General features: G+C 65.5%; 22 protein-coding genes. 13 read left to right on the top strand and 9 right to left on the bottom strand.

What is annotated here, in order from left to right; all coding sequences use genetic code 11:
- Positions 1–70: 70 nt before the first annotated feature.
- Together WBG56_RS12355 and WBG56_RS12350 are read right to left on the bottom strand one after the other, a co-directional pair.
- Positions 71–619 (bottom strand): cytochrome b, encoded by a 549-nt coding sequence (locus WBG56_RS12355; protein WP_424268719.1) that lies wholly within the window; start codon positions 617–619, stop codon positions 71–73.
- A 110-nt stretch (positions 620–729) separates the two neighbouring features.
- Complete coding sequence (locus WBG56_RS12350; RefSeq protein ID WP_424268717.1) at positions 730–1,314, bottom strand: undecaprenyl-diphosphatase; 585 nt, start codon at positions 1,312–1,314, stop codon at positions 730–732.
- Between the two features lie 210 nt (positions 1,315–1,524).
- Here WBG56_RS12350 and WBG56_RS12345 point away from each other — a divergent pair, with 210 nt between their 5' ends.
- On the top strand, positions 1,525–2,364 hold the full coding sequence (locus WBG56_RS12345) for an undecaprenyl-diphosphate phosphatase (RefSeq protein WP_424268715.1): 840 nt from the start codon (positions 1,525–1,527) through the stop codon (positions 2,362–2,364).
- Positions 2,365–2,407: 43 nt separating this feature from the next.
- Here WBG56_RS12345 and WBG56_RS12340 read toward each other — a convergent pair whose 3' ends face one another.
- Entirely contained in the window at positions 2,408–3,838 is a 1,431-nt protein-coding gene (locus WBG56_RS12340; protein WP_424268713.1) for a nucleobase:cation symporter-2 family protein, read from the bottom strand.
- 286 nt (positions 3,839–4,124) lie between these two features.
- Here WBG56_RS12340 and WBG56_RS12335 point away from each other — a divergent pair, with 286 nt between their 5' ends.
- Positions 4,125–5,666 carry a sensor domain-containing diguanylate cyclase gene (locus tag WBG56_RS12335; protein ID WP_424268711.1) on the top strand — a complete coding sequence of 514 codons (1,542 nt, stop codon included), beginning with the start codon at positions 4,125–4,127 and terminating at the stop codon, positions 5,664–5,666.
- 75 nt (positions 5,667–5,741) lie between these two features.
- Here the strand turns inward: WBG56_RS12335 and WBG56_RS12330 are convergent, their stop codons facing one another.
- Positions 5,742–6,365, bottom strand: coding sequence for an FmdE family protein (locus tag WBG56_RS12330; RefSeq protein ID WP_424268709.1), 624 nt, complete (start codon positions 6,363–6,365; stop codon positions 5,742–5,744).
- A 393-nt stretch (positions 6,366–6,758) separates the two neighbouring features.
- Here WBG56_RS12330 and acnA point away from each other — a divergent pair, with 393 nt between their 5' ends.
- The gene (gene acnA / locus WBG56_RS12325; protein WP_424268707.1) at positions 6,759–9,434 is read left to right on the top strand and encodes an aconitate hydratase AcnA; all 2,676 of its coding nucleotides are present in this window, start codon (positions 6,759–6,761) and stop codon (positions 9,432–9,434) included.
- A gap of 233 nt (positions 9,435–9,667) precedes the next feature.
- Here the strand turns inward: acnA and WBG56_RS12320 are convergent, their stop codons facing one another.
- Entirely contained in the window at positions 9,668–10,510 is an 843-nt protein-coding gene (locus WBG56_RS12320) for an aldo/keto reductase (RefSeq protein ID WP_424268705.1), read from the bottom strand.
- A gap of 79 nt (positions 10,511–10,589) precedes the next feature.
- On the opposite strand from WBG56_RS12320, the gene panB reads away from it, so the two are divergent.
- The 9 genes from panB to WBG56_RS12275 all read left to right on the top strand — a co-directional run bounded on the left by panB (position 10,590) and on the right by WBG56_RS12275 (position 21,252).
- Entirely contained in the window at positions 10,590–11,417 is an 828-nt protein-coding gene (panB, locus tag WBG56_RS12315; protein WP_424268703.1) for a 3-methyl-2-oxobutanoate hydroxymethyltransferase, read from the top strand.
- Between the two features lie 68 nt (positions 11,418–11,485).
- A complete protein-coding gene (locus WBG56_RS12310) occupies positions 11,486–12,457 on the top strand; it encodes a LysR family transcriptional regulator (RefSeq protein WP_424268701.1) in 972 nt (323 codons plus the stop codon).
- Between the two features lie 52 nt (positions 12,458–12,509).
- Positions 12,510–13,952, top strand: coding sequence for a DNA recombination protein RmuC (gene rmuC, locus WBG56_RS12305; RefSeq protein WP_424268699.1), 1,443 nt, complete (start codon positions 12,510–12,512; stop codon positions 13,950–13,952).
- Between the two features lie 40 nt (positions 13,953–13,992).
- Complete coding sequence (locus WBG56_RS12300) at positions 13,993–15,027, top strand: 5'-methylthioadenosine/S-adenosylhomocysteine nucleosidase (RefSeq protein ID WP_424268697.1); 1,035 nt, start codon at positions 13,993–13,995, stop codon at positions 15,025–15,027.
- Positions 15,028–15,045: 18 nt separating this feature from the next.
- Positions 15,046–16,050, top strand: coding sequence for a magnesium and cobalt transport protein CorA (locus WBG56_RS12295; RefSeq protein ID WP_424268695.1), 1,005 nt, complete (start codon positions 15,046–15,048; stop codon positions 16,048–16,050).
- Positions 16,051–16,193: 143 nt separating this feature from the next.
- Positions 16,194–17,225: an extracellular solute-binding protein gene (locus tag WBG56_RS12290; protein ID WP_424268693.1), complete on the top strand. Its 1,032-nt coding sequence runs from the start codon at positions 16,194–16,196 to the stop codon at positions 17,223–17,225.
- 4 nt (positions 17,226–17,229) lie between these two features.
- Complete coding sequence (locus tag WBG56_RS12285; RefSeq protein WP_424268691.1) at positions 17,230–18,351, top strand: ABC transporter ATP-binding protein; 1,122 nt, start codon at positions 17,230–17,232, stop codon at positions 18,349–18,351.
- Between the two features lie 9 nt (positions 18,352–18,360).
- Positions 18,361–20,043 carry an ABC transporter permease gene (locus WBG56_RS12280; protein WP_424268689.1) on the top strand — a complete coding sequence of 561 codons (1,683 nt, stop codon included), beginning with the start codon at positions 18,361–18,363 and terminating at the stop codon, positions 20,041–20,043.
- Between the two features lie 63 nt (positions 20,044–20,106).
- Complete coding sequence (locus tag WBG56_RS12275; RefSeq protein ID WP_424268687.1) at positions 20,107–21,252, top strand: hypothetical protein; 1,146 nt, start codon at positions 20,107–20,109, stop codon at positions 21,250–21,252.
- Between the two features lie 43 nt (positions 21,253–21,295).
- On the opposite strand, the gene WBG56_RS12270 is transcribed toward WBG56_RS12275, so the two are convergent.
- Positions 21,296–21,973, bottom strand: coding sequence for a YoaK family protein (locus WBG56_RS12270; protein ID WP_424268685.1), 678 nt, complete (start codon positions 21,971–21,973; stop codon positions 21,296–21,298).
- A gap of 140 nt (positions 21,974–22,113) precedes the next feature.
- Between WBG56_RS12270 and WBG56_RS12265 the strand changes: the two genes are divergently transcribed.
- Entirely contained in the window at positions 22,114–22,722 is a 609-nt protein-coding gene (locus WBG56_RS12265; protein ID WP_424268683.1) for a 2OG-Fe(II) oxygenase, read from the top strand.
- Here the strand turns inward: WBG56_RS12265 and WBG56_RS12260 are convergent.
- The 3 genes from WBG56_RS12260 to WBG56_RS12250 form a co-directional block, all read right to left on the bottom strand.
- Positions 22,719–23,903 carry an MFS transporter gene (locus WBG56_RS12260; RefSeq protein ID WP_424268681.1) on the bottom strand — a complete coding sequence of 395 codons (1,185 nt, stop codon included), beginning with the start codon at positions 23,901–23,903 and terminating at the stop codon, positions 22,719–22,721. The genes WBG56_RS12265 and WBG56_RS12260 overlap by 4 nt on opposite strands.
- Positions 23,900–24,370 (bottom strand): YbaK/EbsC family protein, encoded by a 471-nt coding sequence (locus tag WBG56_RS12255; RefSeq protein ID WP_424268679.1) that lies wholly within the window; start codon positions 24,368–24,370, stop codon positions 23,900–23,902. The genes WBG56_RS12260 and WBG56_RS12255 overlap by 4 nt, the downstream gene beginning before the upstream one ends.
- Positions 24,371–24,489: 119 nt before the next feature.
- Positions 24,490–25,761 (bottom strand): O-acetylhomoserine aminocarboxypropyltransferase/cysteine synthase family protein, encoded by a 1,272-nt coding sequence (locus WBG56_RS12250; protein WP_424268677.1) that lies wholly within the window; start codon positions 25,759–25,761, stop codon positions 24,490–24,492.
- Positions 25,762–25,844 lie beyond the last annotated feature (83 nt).

The following is a 25,844-nucleotide window of genomic DNA, read 5'->3' as shown; positions in this document are numbered from 1 at the left end:
TCCGCGCATCCACGTATCCCGGCGTCTTCACTCCCTGGCTGCGGGCCTCGGCGACGTGTGGACAGCCGCTTTACGCGTCCTGGGCGCGGGACGGCAACATGCGGCGCAGGGTGTTGTCGCGGCTGATGTAGTGGTGTTTCAGCGCGGCCAGCGCGTGCAGGCCGATCAGCCCGTAGCCGATGTTGGCGATCAGCTTGTGGGTGTCGATCACGGCGCGACCCAGTGTCTTGTCCTCGCCGGTCAGCGCGGGCAGGGCGATCCCCCACGCCTTGACTGTGCCGCCGAAGGCATTGATGCCGAACCAGGACAGCAGGGGCAGGGCGATCAGCATCGCGTACAGCGCCGCATGCATCAGGCGGGCGCCGATCCGCTCCCAGGCGGCGGGCGCGGGCACGATGGCGGGGCTGCGCTGGAAGGGGCGCGTCGCCAGGCGGATTGCGGTCAGCGCCAGGATAGTCAGGCCGCAGGAGGCATGCATCGTCCGCATGAAGGCGCGCTCGGGGCTGTCCTTCGGGAACAAGCCCTTGAATTCCATCATGGAGTAGACCACCACGATCAGGAACAGGGTGAGCCAGTGCAGGCTGATGGAGAGGCGGCTATAGCGGGCGGGTGCGGGCATGGCGAGATGTCTTGGAAAGGCTGGTTGCAATGGCGTCATGATCGCCCGCATTGCATGAACTGAAGATGAACGTGCCGAGAGGCGCGGTCGGTGCGCGCGGGCGTTCCGGTTCAGGCGCGCACCCAACCCCGGCGTATCGGCCAGGCGAACACCAGGCGGTAGGCGGGTTCGATGCTTTTCCTCAATGTGGGAATCAGTGTGCGCCGCAGCGGCAGGCTGATCCACGCGGCTGCCAGGGCGGTCAGCAGGGCGCCGACCATGTCCAGCGGGAAGTGCACGCCCATGTAGATGCGCGCCCAGGCGATCGGCAGGCCGATCAGGGCCAGAAGGCCGGCGGCTTTGCGTCGGACCGGATGCAGCGCCAATCCGGTGCAGATCGCCCAGGCGTAGCTCAGATGGTCGCTGGGAAAGGACGCGGTCGGGTCGTGGGGCATGTACTGGCGGCCCAGGCCGATGGCGAAGGGCCGGGGATGGAACCAGATCAGGGTGATGATCCAGGCCAGCAGCATGGCGATCACCGCGCTGACGGTCGCCTGGATCAGGGCATCGCGCCCGGCGACGTCGGCCCGAAGCCAATCCAGCACCAGGTACAAAGGAAACAGGTAGACCAGGTCATTGGCCAGGATCCGGCCCAGCAACAGGGCGGCGGCCGAGGGATCGCTGGCGTTGATCCACAGGAACAGAGTGTCGTTCAAGGCTTCCATGGGACGGTGGAGACGGTGTGATATCGGGGATGGAGCATAGCACCGGCCCGGATCGGGCAGGAGGTCCGGATGATGCAGAACGTATCGGCCCGCGCGCCGGACGCGGGGTTCTCGCTGCGGGCGGACACGGCCCGCAGTCGCGGTTTCCGGCGGTGGGCTGCTGTACACTGCTCGTCTCGATTGAACAGGAGGCCGCCCTTCATGAGCAGCGCGAACATGTGGCTGGACGCTACGATCCTGGGCCTGGTTCAGGGCCTGACCGAGTTCCTGCCGATTTCCTCCAGCGCGCACCTGCGTATTCTGGGGCCGCTGCTGCCTTCCGGGGGGGACCCGGGCGCGGCTTTCACGGCGATCACCCAGATCGGTACCGAGACCGCGGTGCTGCTGTATTTCCGCCGCGACATCCTGCGCATCCTTCGGGCGTGGCTGGCAGCGCTCTTCACGCCCGAGCGCCGCCGCGATCCCGACGCCCGCATGGGCTGGCTGATCATCGTCGGCACGCTGCCCATTGCGGTGCTCGGTCTGCTGTTCAAGGACGCCATCGAAGGCAATCTGCGCAATCTGTACATTACGGGAACGGTGCTGGCGCTGTTCGCGCTCGTCCTGGGGGTGGCCGACCGGATCGGCGGCAAGCGGCGCGAACTGAAAGAGCTGAGCTGGGGGCATGGCCTGTTGTTCGGTTTCGCGCAGGCGCTGGCGCTGATCCCGGGCGTCTCGCGTTCGGGCGGAACGATCACGGCGGGCCTGCTTCTGGGTTATACCCGCGAGGCGGCAGCGCGCTATTCATTTCTGCTGGCGCTGCCGGCCGTCTTCGCCGCCGGCTTCTACCAGCTTTACCGCAGCTGGGGGCAGGACGGGCCGATCGCGGCCGGCCCGACGGCCTGGGCGACGCTGGTTGCGTTCGGCGTGGGGTATGGGGTGATCGTCGTTTTCCTGCGTTTCATTTCCACTCACAGCTACCTGCCGTTCGTGGTCTATCGCGTCGTGCTCGGGGTGTTGGTGCTGGCGTTGCTGGCGGGCGGCGTCCTCAGTCCGCTCTGATCCCTGTCAGGGACCGTTCCGGGCCCCTGCGGCAGCGGACATCTCAGTGCGCCAGGCTTTTGGCGGACGTGCCCAGCGAGTCGCAGGCCGCCGCGTCTCCCGGTGCGTGGGCCGTTCCCGCCGCAAAGACCGAGGGCTTGTCCGGGGTGCCGCGTTTCATGTGGTTGAACAGCAGGTTCAGCGCAATCGCCATGATGGCGGCGGAACTGATGCCCGAATGGAAGATCGTTGCCACCCAGTCCGGGAAATGGCTGTAGAACTGCGGGGCGGCGATGGGGATCATGCCGAAGCCCACGGACGTCGCGACGATGATCAGGTTCATATTGTCTTCGTAGTCGACCTTGGCCAGGGTGCGGATGCCGCTGGCGGCTACCGTGCCGAACAGCACCAGCCCGGCCCCGCCCAGCACGGCGGCGGGCACCGTGGCGATCAGCCGGCCCATCACCGGCAGCAGACCCAGCGCCAGCAAAATGATGCCGCTCGCGGCCACGACAAAGCGGCTCTTCACTCCGGTGACGGCGACCAGGCCGACATTCTGCGCGAAGGCGCTTTGCGTGAAGGAGCCGAAGACCGGCGCGATCATGCTGGACACCATGTCGGCGCGCAGGCCGTCGCCCAGGCGGCGGGAATTGATCGGGGTCCCGATGATGTCGCCCACCGCCAGGATGTCGGCGGACGTCTCCACCAGCACCACCAGGATCACGATGAACATGGACAGGATGGCGGCCGGATGGAATTCCGGCAGGCCGAAGTGAAACAGCGTGGGCAGGGCGAAGCTCGGACCCTCGGCGATGCGGGAAAAGTCCGTCATGCCCGCAGCCCAGGCGATCAGCGTGCCCAGCACCATGGCCAGCAGAATGGACAGGCGCGAGATGGCGGCATTGCCCAGTTTGCTGAGCAGCAGGACGATTGCCAGCGTGACAGCGGCCAGGCCGATGTTGGCGGTGCTGCCGAAATCCGGCGCCTTGGCGTTGCCGCCCATGGCCCAGTGAGCGGCCACCGGCATCAGCGACAAGCCGATGGTGGTGATGACGGAACCCGTGACCAGAGGGGGAAAGAACCGGATGATCCTGGAAAACATCGGCGTGATCAGCAACCCCAGCAGCGCGGCCATCATCACCGCCCCGAAGACCGACGGCAGATCGCCGCCCGATGTCAGAATGGCCAGGATCGTGGCGACGCTGGCGAAGGAGACCCCCTGGACCAGGGGCAGCCGGCAACCAAAAAACGGAATCCCCAGGGTCTGGACCAGGGTGGCCAGCCCGCCCATGAACAGGCAGGATGCGATCAGGATGCCGATTTCGGCGGGCGCCAGCCCTGCCGCCTGCCCCACGATCAGCGGGACGGCGATGATGCCCCCGTACATGGTCAGCACGTGCTGGAATCCGTACAGGATGTTGGCGGACAGGCCCAGGCGTTCGTCTTCCGGGCGCTGATGTTGGGTGTGAGTCGGGGTGTTCAAAGCGGTCTCCATCCTGATTGTCGTCGCGGATCGGCCCTGACGGGGTGCAGTGAGACGGGGCCGGTGACGGTGCCTCTGATAAGCCCAGGGCGAGCGGATCGTCGGTGCGACCCTGGATGTATTGTGAACGCCGGCCGGGGCGGCGGGGTGCGCGGCCCGGCATATTGACTATCCTCATGTTCTTATACCGGCAGAAGTCCATAGGTATTTCTGCTAGTCTGTCTGTTGAATGGAAACCCTGTCGTGTACGGCAGCGTGATTAATGGCAATATGGTTGTTTCTAGGCGGAATTGACAGCATGAGTACCCAGGCACCCACCGACGATCAGCAGCTTTCGGCGCCCGGCCCTGACCTGCCAGGCGTGTTCGAGGCCTCGCCCATGGCGTTCTGGCTGGAAGACTACAGCGAGCTGTATGCGCTGTTCCAGCGGCTGCGTGGCGCCGGCATCCAGGACATCCGGCCTTGGCTGCAGCAGGATCGCAGCCGTCTGGCGGAATGCGCCAGCCTGATGCGTATCCTGCGGGTCAATCGCCAGACCCTGCGGTTGTACGAGGCCGATTCCCAGGAAACGCTGCTGGCGCATCTGGCCGACGTCCTGCGCGGCGACATGCTCGACGGTTTCCTGGAAGAACTGGATCAGCTGTGGCGGGGACGGACCGAATTCCAGGGCCTGACCGTCAACTACACCCTGTCGGGCAGACGTCTGGATCTTTCCCTGAAGGGCGTCCTGCTGCCGCAGGAACAACAGCCATGGGACCGTGTCCTGGTCTCCATGGAAGATGTGACCGAACTGCAGAACCTGAAACGCCGGGCGCAGGATAGCGCCCGGGATGCCCGGGAATTCTTCGAGCAGGCGCCGGTTTCCCTGTGGGTCGAGGATTTCAGCGCCATCAAGCGCCTGTTCAACGAACTGCGGGAGCGGGGCGTCAGCGATTTCCGCACATTCCTGGACGTGCACCAGGAATTCGTGGATCGCTGCCTGCAGGAAATCCGGGTGCTGGACGTCAATGACTATACCTTGACGATGTTCAAGGCTCCTTCGCAGGCCGATCTGCTGGCGCGGCTGAGCGACGTGCTGCACGACGAGACGCATGCGTCGTTTGCCGAGCAGTTGATCGATCTCTGGGAAGGCCGCTTGTTTCACCAGAAGGAAGTTCAGAACCGCACGCTGCAGGGCGATGTGCTGTACATCCATTTGCAACTGTCCGTATTCCAGGGCTGCGAGCACGACTGGTCGAAAGTGCTGGTATCGCTCACCGACATCACCGCCCGCAAGAAAGCCGAGGCTTATCTCGAATACCTGGGCCAGCACGACGTGCTCACCCAACTGAAGAACCGTTCCTTCTTCGTCGATGAACTGGGGCGCCTGGCCCGCAAACATACGCCCTTGGTGGCCTTCATCGCCCTGGACCTGAACAACCTGAAGCGCACCAACGACGAATCCGGCCACGCGGCGGGCGACGATCTGCTGCGTCGCTTCGGCGAGGTCCTGAACAAAGCCATCGACCGGCCGGGGCAGGCCGCCCGGATCGGCGGGGATGAATTCATGGTGCTGCTGCCCGGCCTGGACGAAGCCGCCGCCCAGGGCGTGCTGGACAACATCCGATCGCTGGTCGAGCTGAATAACCAGTACTACAGCGGCGTGCCGCTCAGTGTGTCGGCGGGGCTGGCCGTCAGCCGGCATCATGCCGATCTGGAACACACCATGAAGGCCGCCGATCAGGCCATGTATGCCGACAAGATGGCCTACTACCAGACGCACGAGCGGCGTCGCCCGACCGCGGACGCCGATGGCTGGCGTCAATCCGAAGACAGCTCCGGACGCGGGGACGCGGCCTGATCCCAGCCGCCCTGTTCGATCAGGCGCAGGGCTGCCGGCCGCCTGCCCAGGCAGACGAGCAGGACCGGCCGCGGTTCAGTGGGCCTGGGCTGCCTGGCGCGGCTGCAGGGTGATGAGCCCCGGTTGATCGGCGGCTTCCAGGATGCGGCGCACGCGGTCCTGCCAGATCTGGGCGAATTCCTGTTTCTGCGCGTCGCTGGCCTGGCCGGATAGCACTTTTTGCAGCAGCGGCATGGCGGTGGGCGAGGGGGGCACTCCCTGGGCGCTGTAGGACACGGCCACGCTGGCGCCCGTGTCCTGGCGCGTGAAACTGATTTCCCCGGGCAGGTTCTGGTCGAACGCCAGCAGATGGCGGCGATCGTGCTGGCCCGCCAGGCCCTTGAACCCCGTGTCCGTGGTCGACCCCGTGACCAGACTGACGACGTTGGCGATCACTCCGGTGACCCCGTCGGTGGCGCTATCGGCGAATTCCACCAGGATGTCGCCGCGTTCGGGCAGCGTGTCCGGATACAGGGCCTGCAGCGCCTTGACGGTCATCAGCCAGGCGCCTGCGACCGTGGGGCAGGAATGACCTGCCAGGCGCACGGCGTCTTCGTAGCCATATTCGATCCGGCCGTCGTCGGATGCCCCCAGCAACTGGGCGAGCGGATCGTGCAGCGCGATGCGCGGCGCCCGGGTGAAAAACGCGGGAAATGCCATGACAGGACTCCAGAAACGTTCAACGATGACTCAGTGTACGGAGCGGTCTTGCCGAGGCGGCCTTTAACCCTGAAGGATGTCCGGTCGTTCGTGCCGCCCGGACATGACAAACATCAAGGCTGACGGCAAGCGGGCGCAGCCTGCGCGGCGCGGGGGCCTGTTTTGCCGCCGGGCCGCCCCAAGGCGAAACCGCCCCCTTGGGGGGCAGCAAGCGGGCGCAGCCTGCGCGGCGTGGGGGCCTTCTATCACTTTGCCGCGGCCAAATCCTCCTGGGCCGTCAGGGCGGGATGGAGCCCCCGCCAGGATTGCGTGTAAGATGGATTGAATCGGGTCGGTCAGGGGCCTCAGGGCGCTGGCCGGCCATCAATACGATGGCTTCCAGGAGGACTTGCAATGGCTCATCCCAACAGTTTCGGCGCGCGGGCAACCCTGGATGTGGGGGGCAAGCCCTACCGCATCTACCGGTTGGGGGCGCTGAAAGACCATGGACTGGATCCGTCCCGCCTGCCGTACGGCCTGAAGATCCTGCTGGAAAATCTGCTGCGTACCGAGGACGGCGGCGACGTCACGGCCGACGACATCCGCGCGCTGGCATCCTGGGATCCGAATGCTCAGCCCAACCGCGAAATCTCCTTTACTCCGGCGCGCGTCATCCTGCAGGATTTCACAGGCGTGCCGGCGGTGGTCGACCTGGCCGCCATGCGCCAGGCCATGCAGGCCCTGGGTGGGGAACCCGACCGTATCAACCCGCTGGCTCCGGTCGAACTGGTGATCGATCACTCGGTCATCGTCGACGACTTCGGCCATAATGATTCCTACCGCCGCAACGTGGAAATCGAATACCAGCGCAACGTCGAACGCTACAAGTTCCTGCGCTGGGGTCAGACGGCATTCGATGGCTTTCGCGTCGTGCCTCCCGGCACCGGCATCGTGCACCAGGTCAACCTGGAACATCTGGCCCGCGGCGTCTTCACCCGCCAGATCGATGGCGCCACCGAAGCCTATCCCGACACCTGTGTGGGCACCGATTCGCACACTCCCATGGTGAATGGCCTGGGCGTGGTGGCCTGGGGCGTGGGCGGCATCGAAGCCGAAGCCGCCATGCTGGGCCAGCCGATTTCCATGCTGATCCCGCGCGTCGTGGGCTTCAAGCTCTCGGGCGCCCTGCCGGAAGGCACCACCGCCACCGACCTGGTGCTGACCATCACCGACATGCTGCGCAAGCACGGCGTGGTGGGCAAGTTCGTCGAGTTCTACGGTTCGGGGGTGGCGGCGGTCCCGCTGGCCAATCGCGCCACCATCGGCAACATGAGCCCGGAATACGGCTCCACGATCTCGATCTTCCCGATCGATGACGAAACCCTGAACTACATGCGTTTCACCGGGCGTTCGGCCGAACAGGTCGCACTGGTCGAGGCCTACGCCAAGGCTCAGGGGCTGTGGCATGATCCGCGGCACGAACCCGTCTATTCAGAACGTCTGGAACTCGATCTGGGCACGGTCGTGCCGTCCATCGCCGGCCCCAAGCGCCCGCAGGACCGCATCCTGCTGACCGACTCCAAGCCTTCGTTCCAGAAATCCCTGGCCGCTTTGCCGGGCGCGACCGCCTCCAACCCAGCGCCGGTCCACCTGGCAGACGGCGTCGACTTCGAAATCGACCATGGCGCGGTGGCCATTGCCGCCATCACGTCCTGCACCAACACCTCCAACCCCGCCGTGATGGTGGCGGCCGGCCTGCTGGCGAAAAACGCGGTGGAACGCGGCCTGCAGCGCAAGCCCTGGGTCAAGACCTCCCTGGCGCCGGGATCCCGCGTCGTCACGGATTACTATGAAAAAGCCGACCTGATGAAATACCTGGAGGCCCTGGGCTTCAATCTGGTGGGCTATGGCTGCACGACCTGTATCGGCAATTCCGGCCCGCTGATTCCGGAAGTCTCCGAGGCGGTACGCAGCCATGATCTGGCCGTCACGTCGGTGCTGTCGGGCAACCGCAACTTCGAGGGGCGCATCCACTCCGAAGTCAAGATGAACTACCTGATGTCCCCTCCGCTGGTGGTGGCGTATGCGCTGGCCGGGTCCATGGACTTCGACCTGTACAAGACCCCGTTGGGCAAGGACCGGAACGGCGCGGACGTGTATCTGCGCGACATCTGGCCCAGCAGCCAGGAAGTCCAGGCCGTCATCCAGTCCTCGATCACGGCGGACATGTACACGCGCGGCTATTCGGATGTCTTCGCAGGCAACGACACCTGGCGCAATCTGCCCACCCCGGAAGGCAATCTGTATCGCTGGGATGCGGCATCCACCTATGTGCGCAACCCGCCGTACTTCGAAGGGATGCGCCGCGACCCGGATCCGGTGCATGACATCCGGGGCGCCCGGGTGCTGGCGAAGCTGGGGGATTCGGTCACGACCGACCACATCAGCCCGGCCGGCTCGATCGCCAAGGACTCCCCGGCGGCCCAATACCTGCAATCGCAGGGCGTGCAGCCCAAGGATTTCAATTCCTATGGGTCGCGACGCGGCAACCACGAGGTCATGATACGCGGCACGTTCGCCAACGTGCGCCTGCGCAACCAGATCGCTCCGGATACCGAAGGCGGCTGGACGCGCGATTTCACCCGGGACGGCGCTCCTGTGGCAACGATTTTCGATGCCTCGCAGAACTATCAGAAGGACGGTATTCCGCTGGTGATCCTGGCAGGCAAGGAATACGGTTCGGGATCTTCACGCGACTGGGCGGCCAAGGGTACCGTGCTGCTGGGGGTGCGGGCCGTCATCGCCGAATCCTACGAACGGATTCACCGTTCGAATCTGATCGGCATGGGCGTGCTGCCGCTGCAGTTCCCGGAAGGCCAGAATGCCGATTCCCTGGGCCTGCGCGGCAAGGAAACCTTTGAAATCACCGGGATCGAGGCCTTCAACGAGGACAAAACCCCGAAAACCGTGCATGTGAAGGCGGGCGATGTGGAGTTCGACGCCCTGGTGCGCATCGATACCCCCAGCGAGGCCGCGTATTACCGGCATGGGGGAATTCTGCAGTACGCGATCCGGCAATTGCTGAACTGAAGAAAGCGGCCTGCAGGCCGCTTGGATGCTTCAGGCACGAAACCGTCCGCAGGGACGGTTCTCCAGCCGGGGCATCCCTCCACGTCGCGTCTTGCAAGGCGCTCCGATGATTTCGGCACACGACAGCCCGCAGGGGCTGTTTTAAGCCGGAGCATCCCTCCACCGCGCGGCCTGCAGGCCGCTTGGATGCTTCAGGCACGAAACCGTCCGCAGGGACGGTTTCCTGTCCGGAATCATCCCTCCATCACGTGGAAGCGGTCGGGGTCGGGGCCGATGCGGCCATCGGGGCGGTCCAGCGTGGCGATGCGGGCCATGGCGGCGTCGTCCAGGTAGAGGTTCCACAGATTGAAATTTTCCTGGATTCGGTCCGCGTGGGCGGATTTGGGGATCACCATGTGGCCCATCTGGATGTGCCAGCGCAAGATGACCTGGGCGGGCGTGGCTTGCAACTGGTGGGCGATTTCCTGGATCACGGGATCCTGCAGGGCCTGTCCTTGGCCCAGCGGGCTCCAGGCCTCGGTCAGGATGCCGTGGTCGGCGTGATAGGCCCGCAGTTCGGCCTGCTGAAAATACGGATGCAGTTCGATCTGGTTGACGACGGGCAGCACCCCGGTCTTGTCCAGCAGCTTTTGCAACTGCTCCACCTGGAAATTGCAGACGCCGATGGATTTCGCCCTGCCGTCGTCGTGCAGTTGGATCAGGGCTTCCCAGGCCTCCAGGTAGCGCTTTTCCTTCGGCACAGGCCAGTGGATCAGATACAGGTCCACGTAATCTAGGCGCAGGCGGTCCAGACTTTCCTGCAGGGCGGTTTTGGCACTGTCCCGGTCGTGGCGGTTGTTCCAGAGTTTGGTCGTCACGAACAGATCTTCGCGCGGCACCCCGCAATCGGCGATGCCCTGCCCGACTTCAGTCTCGTTATAGTAGATGTAGGCGGTGTCGATGGCGCGGTAGCCCGCCTCGACGGCTGCCTGGATGGCGGGAGCGGCTTCGTCGCCCGTCACTTTCCAGGTGCCCAGGCCCAACTGCGGGGCGCGCCGTTCGTCGTGAAATGTCAGATACGGTTGATTGGATGACATGAGGGTCTCCGTGATGACTCGGTCCCTGGCCCTGAAGGCCGACAATGACCGACAATGATTCTTTTTCGAGGGTAGACCAATGAGTGTACATAGCCAGGCGCAACGCGTCACCGTGCCCCAGTTGATGTCTTACAAAGGGACACGCAAGATTGCCGCGCTGACGGCCTACATCGCCCCCATTGCACGCTTGCTGGACGAGTCCGTGGACATGATCCTGGTCGGCGATTCCACGGCCATGGTGGGCTACGCCTTGCCGGACACCCTGTCGATTTCGACGCAGACGATGGCTGCGCATGCAGCGGCCGTCGTGCGGGCCACGCAGCAGGCCTGCGTGATCGTGGATATGCCGTTCGGCAGTTATCAGCAGTCGCCTGCCCAGGCTTTTGCCAGTGCCGCCTCCATGCTGTCGTCCAGCGGGGTGTCGGGCGTCAAGATGGAAGGCGGACAGGCGCTGGCCGAGACCACCCGGTTCCTGGTCGACCGGGGCATCCCCGTGCTGGCGCACGTGGGCCTGATGCCGCAGTACGTCAATACCATGGGGGGCTTCAAGGCCCAGGGCATGACGGATCAGGCCGCCCGCAGGGTCCTGGAAGACGCCCGCGCCCATGCCCAGGCGGGGGCCTTCGGGGTCGTTCTGGAAGGCATCAGCGAACCCCTGGCGCGTCAGATCACCGCGGATCTGGCTATCCCCACGATCGGCATCGGAGCGTCCCCCGCGTGCGATGGCCAGATTCTGGTGACGGAAGACATCCTGGGGCTCAGCGGCGACCGGATCCCCAAATTCGCCCGCCGCTTTGCCGACGCCGGCCAAGTCATCCGCGACGCCGCGCGAGACTACGCCCAATCGGTGCGGGAGGAAACCTTTCCCACGCTTGATCATTGCTTTGGTGTGCGCCGTCCGAATTAACATGATGACACCAATGGTTTCACTTGGGGGGCGTCGCGCTGCGTGCGACCATCCCCCCGCATGTCTTTATGGAAATTCGCCAACTCGAGGCGCTCAATGCCGTTGTCGCCAGCGGCAGTGTGACGGCCGCCGGTCGCTTGCTGGGGCGTTCCCAGCCCGTCGTCAGCCGCCAGATCAGTGATCTCGAAGGCGAGCTGGGCTTCGTGTTGTTTGAACGGACCCGCCCCATCATCACTTTGACCGAATCCGGCGCGGAATTCCACCGCGAAGTCCGCGGGATCCTGGCGGATCTGCAGCAACTGGAATCCCGCGTGCTGGGCATGCGCAGCGGCCAGGTCCGCCCTCTGCGCATCCTGGCGACTTCGGACCTGGCCCAGGGCTTGTTGCCCGATGCCTTGGCCCGGATCGATCGGTTCAACCCGGTGTTCGGCCGGCACCTGGTGCTGGAAGAAGCCGTGCACGAAGTGACCGCTCAGGAAATCCTCGAGGGCCGGGCGGATTTCGCCTTGATCAATCTGCCCATCGACACCCAGGGGCTGCGCGTCCATTGGTGCGGGCAGGCGCCGTGCCTGCTGGCCTTGCCGGCCGGGCATGTCCTGGCGTCCCAGGACGCCGTGCGTCTGGATGAAGTTCGCAATACGGACGTCATCACGCTCCTGAGCCGCTACCGCATGCGCTATCACCTGACCAACAGCCTGGTGCAGGCGACTGCGGGCGATCCGCGCCGCCACATCGAGGTCGGCAGCCAGCAGACGGCGCTGGCAATGGTGCGGGCCGGCCTGGGGGTCGGGTTGATGGACCCTTTCTCCACCCAGAGCGGGATGCTGGATGGCGTGGTGGTGCGTCCGGTGCTGTCCGATATCCATTATCGGATCGGGGTGGTGTCCCAACTGACGCACGACCTGCCCGAGGGCGCCCAGCGCCTGATCCGCGGGTTGCACAGCCACGTGCGGCAAGTCATCCCCCATTTCGTGGATACGGACGCCAACGGCCTGCCTCATGCGGCCACGTCCCTCGCCGAGGCCCTGCACCTGGCCTGATGCCGCCTGGGGTGTGCGATGATGTAGGCTTTCGCTACCCAGGAACTGTATCGTGACCGTGTTCTCCCCGGAAGTCCTGTTGGGCTGGGCCTTGGCCGCGTTGCTGGGAGCCCTGGCAGGGTGGTGGCTGGCGCGCCGCCGGGTCGATGGACTGGCGGCGGATCTGGCGCAACAGACGGCCGAGCGGATCCGGCTGGATACCGTGCAGGCGACGCAGGCTCAGCAGGTCGAACAACTGCGGGCCGATCTGGCGCAATCCGCCCAGGATCTCACCGAAAGCCGGGCGCAGATTCAGGCGCGGGATCTGGAATTGACCCGCCTGCAGACCGTGCACCAGGAAAAGCTGGCGGTCATCCAGGAACTGCAGCAGGCGTTCGAACAGTCCAAAGCCTCCATGCGCACGGAATTCCAGAACCTGGCCAATCAGGTCCTGGAAGAAAAGGGCAAGGCCTTCGCCCAGACCAGCCAGACGTCGCTGGATGGCCTGCTGAGGCCTTTCCGGGAACAGATCGACGGTTTTCAGAAGCGCGTCAATGAAATCCACGATGCGTCCCTGCGCGGGCAGACGCAACTGGGGGCGGAAATTCGCCGCGTGCTGGACATCGGCCTGAAGATGAGCAATGAGGCCAATACCCTGGCCACGGCGCTGAAGGGCGACAAGAAGACCACCGGGAACTGGGGCGAGATCCAACTGGAACGCAGCCTGCAACTGGCGGGACTGGTGCCGGGCGACCATTATCAGGCGCAGGCCAGCTTCCGGGACGCGTCCGGCAACCGCCTGCAGCCCGATTTCGTCATCAAGCTGCCGGACGACAAGCACATGGTGATCGACAGCAAGGTCTCGCTGGTCGATTATGACCGGGCGATCGCGGCGCAGACCGATGCCGAGCGCGATGCGGCCCTGGCCGCGCACGTGCAGGCCGTGCGCCATCACATCGACGATCTGGCCCGCAAGGACTACAGCAACCTGATCGGCCTGAAGAGCCCCAGCTTCGTGCTGATGTTCATGCCCATCGAGCCCGCCTACATCGAGGCCATGAAGCACAACCGCGACCTGTTCGATTACGGCTACCGCCAGAACGTCATCATGGTGTCGCACACCACCCTGATGCCGATCCTGCGCACGGTGGCCAATCTGTGGATGGTCGCTCGCAGCAATGAGCAGACCCGGGCGCTCAGCGACATGGCCGGCGGTCTGTACAACCAGGTGGCCGTGGTCGCCGAGCGCCTGCAGAAACTGGGCAATACGCTCAATACCGTCAATACGCACTACAACAGCGCGGTGACGGCCGTGGCGGGGCAGCAGGGGCTGTACGGCAAGGTCAACCGGTTCGCCGAACTCTCGGCCAAGGCCAACAAGCAGATGCCCGACCTGGAACCGATGCATGCCGACATCGAGGTCCAGCGTTTGCAGGCAGTGATCCCCGATACGGATGCGGACGCTCCCGGCGCGTCGGCGCTGCCGGGGCCGGATGACCCGCCCGCATCGGCCTGATCGGCGCGGATGCCGGGTGGCGCCTCTACCAGGAGACAGGATGGACAGCAGGCAATCAGTAGCGCTTTCACAGGTCGCGCCGCGTTCGGTCCGCCTTGGCCGGCGGTTCTGGATTCTGGGCGCGGCGCTGCTGCTGGGGGCTGCGCTGTGGGGCGGGCAGCCCGCCCGCAGCCAGGCGGCGGCCGTGCCGCCTGCGGCTCAGGCCGAAGCTCCCGGTGCGACGGCTGGCCGTCTGGACGATACGCCGCGCATGGCGATCATGTCCGCCTTCGCGCCGGAACTGGCTCTGCTGCGCGAGCGGCTGCGGCAGCCGCGGCAGTTCACGGCCGATGGCGTGGATTTCACGACGGGCGTCCTGGAGGAGCAGCCGGTTGTCCTGCTGCTCTCGGGCATCAGCATGGTCAATGCCGCCATGAATACCCAGTTGCTGTTCGACCGCTTCAACGTCAGCCATCTGGTGTTCAGCGGCATTGCGGGGGGCGTCAATCCCGAGCTGCATATCGGCGACGTCAGCGTGCCCGAACGCTGGGGGCAGTATCTGGAAGTCGTGATGATGCGGGAAACCGCGCCCGGCCGCTATCAGGCGCCGGCATCGAAGACGCTGTCCCCGTTCGCACCCTACGGCATGATGCAGCCGCGCGACGTGCGCGTGCGCCAGGCCGGGTCCGCGCAGATCCAGGAAAAATTCTGGTTCGACGTCGACCCGCGGATGCTGGCGGTGGCCCGCAGCATTCAGGCCGTGCCCCTGCGGGCCTGCGACCGTCAGGACCGCTGTGTGGCCGATCGCCCCCGGCTGGTGGTGGGCGGCAATGGGGTCTCGGGCCAGGCCTTTGTGGACAATGCCGACTTTCGCCGCTACGCCTATCGCACTTTCCGGGCCAATGTGCTGGACATGGAAAGCGCCGCCTGCGCCCAGGTGGCCTGGCGCAGCAATGTCCCTTTCATCGCTTTCCGGTCGCTCAGCGATCTGGCGGGCGGCGGGCCGGGTGAAAACGAGATGAACGCCTTTCTGCATATTGCGGCGGACAATTCGGCCCAGGTGTTGCTGGCCTTTCTGCGAGCCTGGCCGCGCTGAACGTACCTCGGGGACACGATGACGACGGACAACCTGGATCTACGGGACGCTTTTCGGCAATCCGCCGTGGCGTCGATCCTGTATACGGCCTCGCAGTCGCCGCAGGACGTCGGTCTCGACGACCTGGGGACCGCCGCCACGGAGGCGGGTTTGCTGTGGGTCGGCTTGAAGGACCCGTCGGCCGCATTGCTGCAGTCCGTCGGCGAACGTCTGGATCTCCCGGATCGCGCCATCGCGGAGATCATCGACCCTCACCGCCGGCCCAAGGTCATTGAATACGACCGGCTGACGCTGGTGGTGGCCATCACCGTCGAAATCGCCAATGGACGCCCGAGCTTCGGCGATACCCAGATCCTGATCGGTCCGGGCTATCTGTTGACGATCCGCCGCCACGCCGCCGGATCGCACCAGGCGCTGCGCAGCCTGCTGGCCGAGTCGCCGGAGTTCCTGGGACGCGGCAGCGATTATGTGGCGTCCGCCCTGCTGGACCTGCTGGCGGACCGCTATGTCGAAGCCCTGGATCACATGGAGGCCCGGGTCGAGGGCATCGAGCATCAGTTCCTGTTGCGCGGCTTCCGGGAAAAGGATATCCGCCACCTGTACCGCTTGCGTCGCGACTTGTTGCGCATGCAGACGACCATTGCGCCGCTGGTGGAAATCTGCCGGCGCCTGGCGCGGGTCGACACCCGCAATATCGATCCCGACAGCCGGGGCTATTTCGGCGAGGTCGCCGACCGCATACAGCGCGTGGTCGAAGGGTTTGCCGGGCTGCGCGAAGCCCTGGTCTTCGCCTTCGAGGCCAGCATGATGATCAGCCAGATGCAGCAGACCGACATCACGCGCAAATTGGCCGCCTGGGCCGCCATCCTGGCCGTGCCCACGGCAGTGGCCGGGATCTACGGCATGAATTTCCACGATATGCCGGAACTGGGATGGACCTACGGCTATCCCGCCATGCTGGCCGGGACCGCCGCCGTCTGCGGGGCGTTGTACTGGAAATTCCGCCGGATCAAATGGCTGTGATGTCCTGCCGGGACTGCCTGTTCGGTCATGGGGCCGCGATGCGCCCGGCGGACGGCAAGCGATCGGCGGCCGGGTGGCAAAATGCCGCCATTTAGGCCACACTGCTTTTGTCGTCATAAAAATTTGAATCCCTGGAGACACCCATGAATGCACTGGATCGACGTGAATTCCTGAAATTGGCCGGAGCTGCCGGTCTGACCGGCGTGGCGGGGTCTCTGCCGTCCTGGTCCTGGGCGCAGGGTGTTTCCGCCCAGGCCAAGGCCGAGGGCAAAGCGGTCTTTTATGCCAACATCACGTCGGTCGACAGCGTCATGAAGGCCTTCGATGCCGCCACCGGGCTTCAGGGCCAGTACACGCGGATCTCCAGTTCCAAATTCATCCCCACGATTGTCACCGAACACAATGCCGGCAAGCTGCTGGCCGATGTCGTCCAGGCGCCGCGCCCCATGCTCAACCTGCTGGAAGAGCACGACGTGCTGGCGGCGTATCAGTCCCCCTCGGCTCAGGGCTATCCCGATTGGGCGGTCAAGGACCCGCGCATGACCCTGTTCGGGATCGAATACGTCTCCTATCTGTTCAATACCCAGCATCTGAAAAAGGCCGATGCGCCGCAGCGCTACGAAGACCTGGCCGATCCCAAATGGAAAGGCAAGATCGTCATGGCCAATCCGGCCAATCACTCGTCCACGATTTCATGGCTGGTCGGTCTGAAGGAGCAGGTCTTCAAATCCGAAGCCGACTGGATGGCATACCTGAAGGGTCTGGCCGCCAACCAGCCCATGTTCGTGGCCTCGTTCGGCCCTACGCCGGCGCCCATCGAAAGCGGCGAAAAGCTGATTGCGATTTCCATGCCGAAATACATCGTGACCAAGGCCCCGGCGCCGCTGGATTGGGGGCCGCGCAGCGGCCAGCCGCTGCTGGGCACGCCGCGGGCCATCGCCGTCACGCAAAAAGCGCCCCGGCCCGCGGCGGCGCGGGCTTTCATGGATTTCTGGCTGTCCAAAGACGCCATGGCGCTGCTGGCCAAGCAGGTCGGCGAATACGTGCTGGCGCCGGGCGTGTTCCCGGATGTCGAGGGCATCGATCAGGTCAAGGTCCTGCCGGTGCGCGACCTGCCCGATCGCGAGATCGAACAATGGGGCCGTGAATTCGGCAAGATCTTCGGCGCCCGTTAACGGCATGGACATCCACATCGAAGGGCTGGTCAAGACCTACCAGTCCGAAGGCCGGACCGTTCGCGCGCTGGACGGCATCGATCTGCACATTCCCGCCAACCAGATCTTTACGCTGCTGGGGCCCAGCGGTTGCGGCAAGACCACGCTGCTGCGCTGCATTGTCGGGCTGGAAACGCCGGATGACGGTGAAATCCGCATCGGCGACCAGATCGTGTGGTCGGGTCGCAAGCGGATTTCGGTGCCCCCCGAAAAGCGCGGCCTGGGCATGGTGTTCCAGACCTACGCCATCTGGCCGCACATGAATGTGTTCGACAACGTGGCGTATCCCTTGCAGGTGCGCGGCGTGCGTCGCCCCGTCATCCGGGAAAAGGTGAGCAAGGCATTGCGGTTCGTGCAGCTCGAAGGCCTGGAAAGCCGCGCCGCCACGCGCCTGTCCGGCGGCCAGCAGCAGCGCGTCGCCTTGGCGCGGGCGCTGGTGGCCGAACCCAAGGTCATTCTGTTCGACGAGCCTTTGAGCAATCTGGATGCGAAGCTGCGCGAGGAAACCCGCAAGATCCTGCGCCGTTTCCTGACCGACCTGGGGATCACGGCGGTGTATGTCACCCACGACCGGGTCGAAGCCCTGGCCCTGTCCGATTCCATTGCGGTGCTCAATGGCGGCCACATCATCGAGCGCGGCGATCCGCAGAAAATCTATTTCAATGCGGACCACCGCTTCGTGGCCGATTTCATCGGGCGGGCCAATCTGGTCGCCGCCACGGTCCTGGCCCAGGAAGCCGATGCCACGGTCGTGCAGTCCCCCCTGGGGGTCCTGCGCTGCCAGAAGCGCGATTTCTCGGTGGGGGCATCCGTGACGCTGTGCATCCGGCCGGAATTCCTGCTGCTGTCCCGTTTCGAGACCGGGGGATCGGCCGGCGCCGCCGATGCCGCCGCAACGGCAACGCCGCTCAACCTCATCGAAGGCCGCCTGGAAACCCTGGATTTCGTCGGCGAGGTCTACGAGGCGGAAGTGCGCGTCGGGGATCAGTTGCTACTGGCGCGCGTCGACCCCGCCGTCATGGTGGCGGCGGGCGACACCGTGCGCTTCGCGCTGGCGCCCGAGCATGGCCTGCTGGTCATGGAATAGGGCGGGCCGATGACCTCCAAACGCCCGGGTCTGACCTGGTCCCTGATCGCCATCGTCGGCTTTCTGACGCTGTGTCCGGTGCTGATGCTGTTGCTGGGCAGCTTTTCCCAGGGGCTGACGGCCTTCGGGCAGTTCACGACGGCCAAATACGTCGTCGCCTATACCGACCCCTATCTGCTGGAAGTCTTCGGCAATACCGTCATCTTCGTCCTGGGGTCCACGGTGTTCGCGACCCTGCTGGCGCTGGTGCTGGCCTATCTGAACACCCGCACCAACATCCCCTGCAAGTCCCTGTTCACGGTGTTGTCGATCGTTCCGATGATGATCCCGCACCTGTTGTTCTCCGTCAGTTGGGCGCTCTTGCTGAATCCGTCCAACGGCTTGCTGAATCTGGTCCTGAAAGACTTTTTGGGCTTGTCCGCGTCTCCTTTCGATATCTACACCCTGGAAGGCATGATCCTGGTCGAGGGGCTGTTGAACATGCCCATCGCCTACCTGATCATCGCGCCGGCCATGGCGTCGTTCGATGGGGCGCTGGAAGAGGCCTCGCGCGTGGGCGGCGCCGGTGTCTGGCGCACTTTGTGGCGGGTGACGCTGCCCGTGCTGCGCCCCGCGATCCTGGCCGCCTTCGTGCTGGGGATCGTGCGCAGCCTGGCTTCGTATGCGGTGCCCAGAGTGCTGGGCATGCCGGGGCGGGTCGACGTGCTGGCCACGTATCTGTATGAAATGATCTCCACCGGTTTCGCCCCCGATTACGGCCAGGCGGCCGCCCTGGGCATGAGTGTGCTGTCGGTCTCCATCGGTCTCATCGTGCTGTATCGGGCGCTGACGGCATCGGGCGACAAATTCGTGACGATTTCCGGGCGGGGCTACCGGCCGTCCGTGATCGAACTGAAAAAAGCCCGCCTGCCGCTGTTCGCCGCCATCAGCCTGCTCAGCCTGCTGATGGTGGTGCTGCCCGTCGCCGTGTTGCTGTACACGTCGCTGGTGCCGTATTCCATGGTGCCCAGCGCCCAGGCCTTCGCCGCCATGAACTGGAATCATTGGATCGAAGTCCTGCAGGATCCGACTTCCTTGCTGGCCCTGCGCAACAGCCTGTTCCTGGCGGTCGTGGGGGCGACGCTGGGTGTGATGCTGTCGCTGTTCATCGCCTATGTCGTCGTCAAGATCCGCACCCGGGCCGCCGGCCTGCTGGAGTCCCTCAGTTTCCTGTCGTTTTCGTTTCCCGGCATCGTGATCGGCATCGGTTTCATGTGGTTTTTCGTGCAAACGCCTTTGTACGCCACCCTGACGGCCCTGTTGCTGGCCTATATCGCCACCTATCTGCCCTATGGGGTGCGGCCCCTCGCCAGCGCCTTCGTGCAGGTGCATGCCCACCTGGAAGAGTCCTCTCTGGTCTGCGGGGCCGGGCCTCTGACGACCTTCCGGCGCGTCATCGTGCCGCTGGTGGTCCCGGGCATCGTGTCCGCCTGGATTCTGATGGCGACCATGTTCGTGCGTGAGCTGACGGTATCCGTGGTGCTGTCGCGCCCGGGCAGCGAGGTCCTGGCGGTGCAGATCCTGAATTTCGCCGATGATGGGCTGTGGGGGAAATTGTCCGCCCTGGGCATCGTGATGATTCTGATCTCTACCGGGCTGGTGCTGCTGGCAGCCTGCGCCGGTCGGCATTTCAAAGGCATGCGGGCCGGATAGTACACTGGAAGCCGGGGTGTCCTGGCGCCCCGATTTCAGGAACGTGCTTCTCTCCGGCGGTGAATGAACAGGATAGTCTGGCTACTGGCTGCAGCGGCGCTGTCATGCGGCGCCGGTCTTTCGGCTGCCCGCGCCCAGCAGGCGGCGGGGGAAGGTTCAGGGCTGATCGACCTGTCTCCGCAGCGCTATGCCGTGCCCGACGTGTCTCTGGACGCCCCGCAGCCGCTGGGGCCTGTCGACCCCCTGCCCATCGAGTCCCCGGCCGATGGCGCTGACATCCTCTATCAGCCGATTCCCTATGACGCCCTGTTCCTGCATCCCTATGGGGCGGATGCAAGCGGCATGGGGGGCTGGGGGATGCCGGATGATGCGACGATGCCTTTGACGGCGCGCGATCTGTTCGCCCCGCCCGCTTCCCGGGGCCTGGATACCTGGTCCCTGGGCGAGCGCCGCTGGCGTTATCTCAGTTCGTCGGGATATGGAGTGACCTTGGGCAGTCTCGACGCCCGTCTGCCAGCCTGGGGGCAGACCGTGCCTCTGGCCGGGGTGGGGGTGTACCGCCTGCGGCCATCGGGCACCCTGCCCGCGGGCGCGTGGGATTACGCGGTCGCGGCGGGGGCGCTGGATGCGCGGAATGCGCGCCCTTCGGCAGAAGGCGACCTGAGCTACGGCTCGGTCGCCGTCGATGCTTCCGTCAAATATGCGCTGGACCGTCAGGCCACCCTGGTATCGCGGCTGCAGCAGGCGCAGGGCTTGTCCGTGCTGGGCGTGGGGGGCGCGTATTCGGCGGGGATCGGCGGCACTTGGCGCGTGGGCGTATCCGATGCGCGCCAGCCTCAGGACCGGGGCTTGCGCAGACAGCTCGGCTATACCCTGGGGCTGCGTCCGGGGCTGGATCTTTCCTGGGTCAACGTGCGGCAGGGGGCCGGTTATGCCGACCTGGCGTCGTATGGTCTCGATACCGCCTGCGCATGCATCCGCAACCAGTGGCAGCTCGACCTGGCGGCCGGGCGCTGGGGGTCGTTCAGCGGTTCCTTCGAGCGGCGGGAATATCTGGATGGGTCGCTGGACCAGCCGCCGGAACAACAGTTCGGCCTGACCCATGGTTTCCGCTACGGTCCGTACCTGAGAGTGCGCCTGGAAACGACCCGTAATCTGACATCGGGGGATTATGGCTGGGGCGCGCGCTTTTCCCTGCCCTTGCCGTGAATCTGGGCGGTCGGCGGCCTTGCGGGGTCGGCCGGGCAGGCGGTCAGCGGACCCGGATGCCCGCCTGCCAGCAGTACAGGCCGTAGCCCAGCGACCCGGCGCCGGTCAGCGCGGCGGGTATCAACAGGGCATGTTCCCGCAGTTGGGCGAATAGCAGCGTACCGGCGATGCTGCCGATGATGAAATGAGCAACCACGATGCCGCATAGCCGCAAGCGCAGCGGATCGACCGGCATGCCGCGCAACAGATGGCCCAGATACATGCCCAGGTCCGTGAAGATTCCGGTGACGTGGCTGGTGCGGATGACCGCGCCGCTGTAGGCGCTGACCATGCCGTTTTGCAGTCCCATGGCCATGGAGGCCAGATAGAGCCCCGACAGGTGGGCGGCATCGATCAGAGGGACCGCGCCGAACAGCAGCGCGGATTCCAGCAGCATGGCCAGGCCGTAGCGTCGTCCCAGTTGCAGCGTGTTTTGCCGCACGATCATGCCGCTGATGGTCGCCCCCAGCACGAAGGCGCCGATGGTCAGCGCCCAGTGCGCGATCTGAAGCCAGTCGCCGGCGCTGATGGCGATCCCCAGCTGGGTCGCGTTTCCGGTCAGGTTGGTGATGGGCTCGTGCATGAAGCCCAGATAGCCGATGGCGTTGACCAGTCCGGCGATCAGCGCCAGGATGCCGGTGCCGATCCAGGCCCAGCGGGGGAGTTGACGTAAGACGGGCATGGATGCGCGAAAAGGAATGGGGTGTTTATTGTGGCACGGCGGCGCCCCTCGCAGGGCCGGTCCGTGGCGGAGCGCGCGGCGGCGTGCCGGCCGTGGCGCGCGGGCTAAAATCCCTGTCTTGAGGACGGGGCGGAATTGCCATGAACGACTACGACGAGATCATCCGCTTATTGAATCAGCAAGGCTGGGCCATCGCCGATGCCGCCCTGCCGCCGGCGTGGCTGGATACGCTGCTGGCCCAGGGGCGGCAGTTGTGGGATGCCGGCGAGTTTTCGGGGGGCGAGATCGGCCGCGGCGCCCGGGATACCCGCCAGCCTGCCGTGCGCGGCGATGCCATCTGCTGGGTGCCGCCCGGTTCGGCATTGGCCCGCCACCCTTTTTTCGAGTGGATGGCGCAGCTGCGCCTGGTACTCAATGAGCGTTTCGACATGGGCCTGCGCAGCCAGGAATTCCACTTCGCCCGCTACGACGCGGGGGCCGGATACAAGAAACACATCGATCAGCATCGCGGCAGCGACCATCGCAAGATCTCGATCGTGCTGTATCTGAATCCGGACTGGGACAGCGCCGACGGCGGCGAACTGTGCCTGTACGATCCCTATCGCCCGGATGCCGAAATCGGGCGTTTCCCGCCGTTGGGCGGGCGGCTGGCGGTATTCGTCAGCGGCGTCATGCCGCACGAGGTCCTGCCCGCCCGCGCGGTTCGCTGGAGCCTCACCGGCTGGCTGCGCACGGACGACATCGCCTAGGCGGCGCGGCCGAAGTCCGGCTGGGTGCGCTGCCGCCGCCACAGCCACAGCAGGGTCAGCGCGACCAGCAGCAGGGCGGGTAGCGCGCCGACGTTCAGCCAGGCCCAGCCGCGGGTGGTGGCCACCGCGCCCGATGTGAACGAGGTGACTGCCATGGTCACGAAGACCCAGAAATTGATGGCCGCCTGGGCGCGATCCTTTTCCTCGGGCCGGTAGGCGCGCAGGGCCAGTGCCGTGCCGCCGGTGAACAGGAAATTCCAGCCGACGCCCAGCAAAGTGAGCGCCGTCATGAATTGAGTCATTTCCGTGCCGGACAAGGCAACGGCGATGCAGGCAGCCATCAGCAGCACGCCCGCCCCCATGACCTGGAGGACGCCGAACCGGCGGATCAGATGACCGGTGAAGAACCCGGGCGCGTACATGCCGATCACGTGCCATTGCAGGACGGCGGCGATGTGGCCGAATTCAAACCGATGGATGTCCATGACCAGCGGGGTGGCGGCCATCAGCAGATTCATCACGCCGTAGCCGATGGCTGCGCCCAGCGTGGCCACGAGAAACACGGGCTGGCGCATGATCTGGCCCATGGGCCGCCCTTGCGGGGCATGGCTCTGGCGCGCGGGTTCGGGGGGAAACCGGATCAGGGCCATCAGGCCCATGGCCAGCAGCGCCACCACGGACAGGGCCAGATAGGCGCCCACGAAGGGGACGGGCAGCACGGCCCGGGTCCAGTTGGCCAGATTGGGGCCGATCACGGCGCCCAGCAGGCCGCCGGCCAATACCAGGGAGACCGCCTTTTCGTGCCAGTCGGGCCGGGTCAGTTCGGCGGCTGCGAAGCGGTATAGCTGGCCATTGGCGTTGTAATAGCCCGCTACCATGGTGGCCGCCATCAGCAGCCAGAAAAGCCGGTACTGCGCGGCCACGGCGGCCAATAGCGCGGAAGCCAGCGCCACGACCAGGCCGATCTGGAACGAACCGCGCCGGCCGAACCGGATCTGCGTGGCCGCCACCAGCGGGGCCGCCAGGGCGCCGCCCACCACATAGCCCATGATGGGCAGCGTCGCCATCCAGGCATGCGGCGCCAGGTCCAGCCCGACCAGGCCGTTGATGGCGATGAAGGTGACGTTGTTGATGAGAAACAGCCCTTGGCACAAGGTCAGCAGCAGGAGTTGGCGATTCATGGGGCATCCGTTCGGCAGACATCCACCCAGGCGGCCCCGGCCAGTTCCGCCAGCCGTCGGGGCGTGATGCGGATGGCGCTGTCCAGAGACCCCGCGGCGGGCATGACGATGTCGTAGTCCTGCAGCCGTACGTCGCAGTACACCGGCAGCGGCTGGAGCAGGCCGAAGGGGCAGACGCCGCCCACCGGGTGGCCCGTCAGGGCGGCGACTTCGTCGGCGGCCAGCATCTTCGGGCGCCCGCCCAGAGTGTGTTTTAGTTTCTTGTTGTCCAGCCGGGTGTCGCCGCACGCAACGACCAGGATGACGTCCTGGTCGATGCGCATGGCGAGGGTCTTGGCGATCTGGCCCGGGGCCACCCCGTGCGCCTGGGCCGCCAGGTCCACCGTCGCCGTGCTTTGGCCCAGTTCCAGGATGTCGATGTCCGGGGCGTGCTGCAAAAAGAATTGGCGAACGGATGCGATGGTCATGAAGGGCATGGGGAGGTGCGGGGCAGCCTGTAGTCTACAGGACAATGCCGCCGCGCCCGCGCCCGCGTTCCGGGCGGCGCCGGGCCGGTCCCCTCCATCCGGGGGCCGGTCCCTGACGCCTAAGCGGCGGCCAGCGCCTGGTCGACGTCGGCGATCAAATCGTCAATGTGCTCAATGCCGACGCACAGGCGGACCAGGTCGGCGCTGACGCCGGCGGTCTTCAGCTCTTCTTCCGTCAATTGGCGGTGGGTGGTGGTGGCCGGGTGGCAGGCCAGGGTTTTGGCGTCGCCGATGTTCACCAGGCGCTTGACCAGTTGCAATTGGTCCATGAACCGGGTGCAGGCTGCCAGACCGCCCTTGACGCCGAAGCTGAACAGCGACGACGGGATTCCGCCATCGATGTATTTCTGGGCCAGGGCGTAGTCCCTGTTGTCTTCCAGGCCGGCGAAATTGACCCAGCCGACCTTGGGGTGTTGCTGCAGGTGGCGGGCCAGGGCCAGCGCGTTCTGGCAATGACGTTCCATGCGCAGGCCCAGGGTTTCGATGCCTTGCAGGATCAGGAAGGCGTTGAAGGGCGAGATGGCGCCGCCGGTGTTGCGCAGGGCGACGGTGCGGGCCCGGCCGGCAAACGGCACGGCGGCGAAGTCGTCCGCGTAGACCACGCCGTGGTAGGCGGGTTCCGGCTGGTTGAACTGCGGAAAGCGCGGGTTGTCCTTCCAGGGGAAGCGCCCGGCGTCGATCAGGATGCCGCCGATGCTGTTGCCATGGCCGCCCAGATATTTGGTCAGGGCGTGGATGACGATGTCGGCGCCGTGCTCGATGGGGCGGCACAGGGCCGGGGTGGGCACGGTGTTGTCCACGGCCAGGGGAATGCCGTGAGCATGGGCGATCTTGGCCAGGGCGGCGATGTCCACCACGTTGCCCGCCGGGTTGCCCACCGATTCGCAATACACCAGGCGGGTGCGGTCATCGATGGCGCGGGCGAAGGCGTCCGGATCGCGGCCGTCCACCAGGCGGGCCTCGATGCCCAGGTCGTTCAGCGTGTGGCGCAGAAAGGTATAGGTGCCGCCGTAGACCTGGCTGGTCGCCACGATGTTGTCGCCCGCCTTGGCCACCGTCAGCACGCAGGCCGTGATGGCTGCCATGCCGGAGGCGAAGGCCAGGCCTGCCGCGCCGCCTTCCAGTTGGGCGACCCGGTTTTCCAGCACGTCCGTCGTGGGGTTCTGGATGCGGGTGTAGATATTGCCCGCTACCTTCAGGTCGAACAGGTCGGCGCCATGCTGGGTATCGTCGAAGTAATAGCTGGTGGTCTGGTAGATCGGGACGGCGACCGAGTGCGTCTGGGGGTCGCCGGCAAAACCGCCGTGAATGGCGATGGTGTCGCGTTGCATGGTGTCTCCTGGTTCGAAGGTATCCGGGCATTTTGTCATGATTCTTATTGCCTGGGGATATAAGCAGATGACGGGCCGCCTGT

The organism is Castellaniella sp., from assembly GCF_049671645.1.
In the GTDB taxonomy this organism is placed as follows: domain Bacteria; phylum Pseudomonadota; class Gammaproteobacteria; order Burkholderiales; family Burkholderiaceae_B; genus Castellaniella.
The sequence above is the reverse complement of the archived record's forward strand: the minus strand, read 5'-3'. Positions and strand labels throughout refer to the sequence as shown.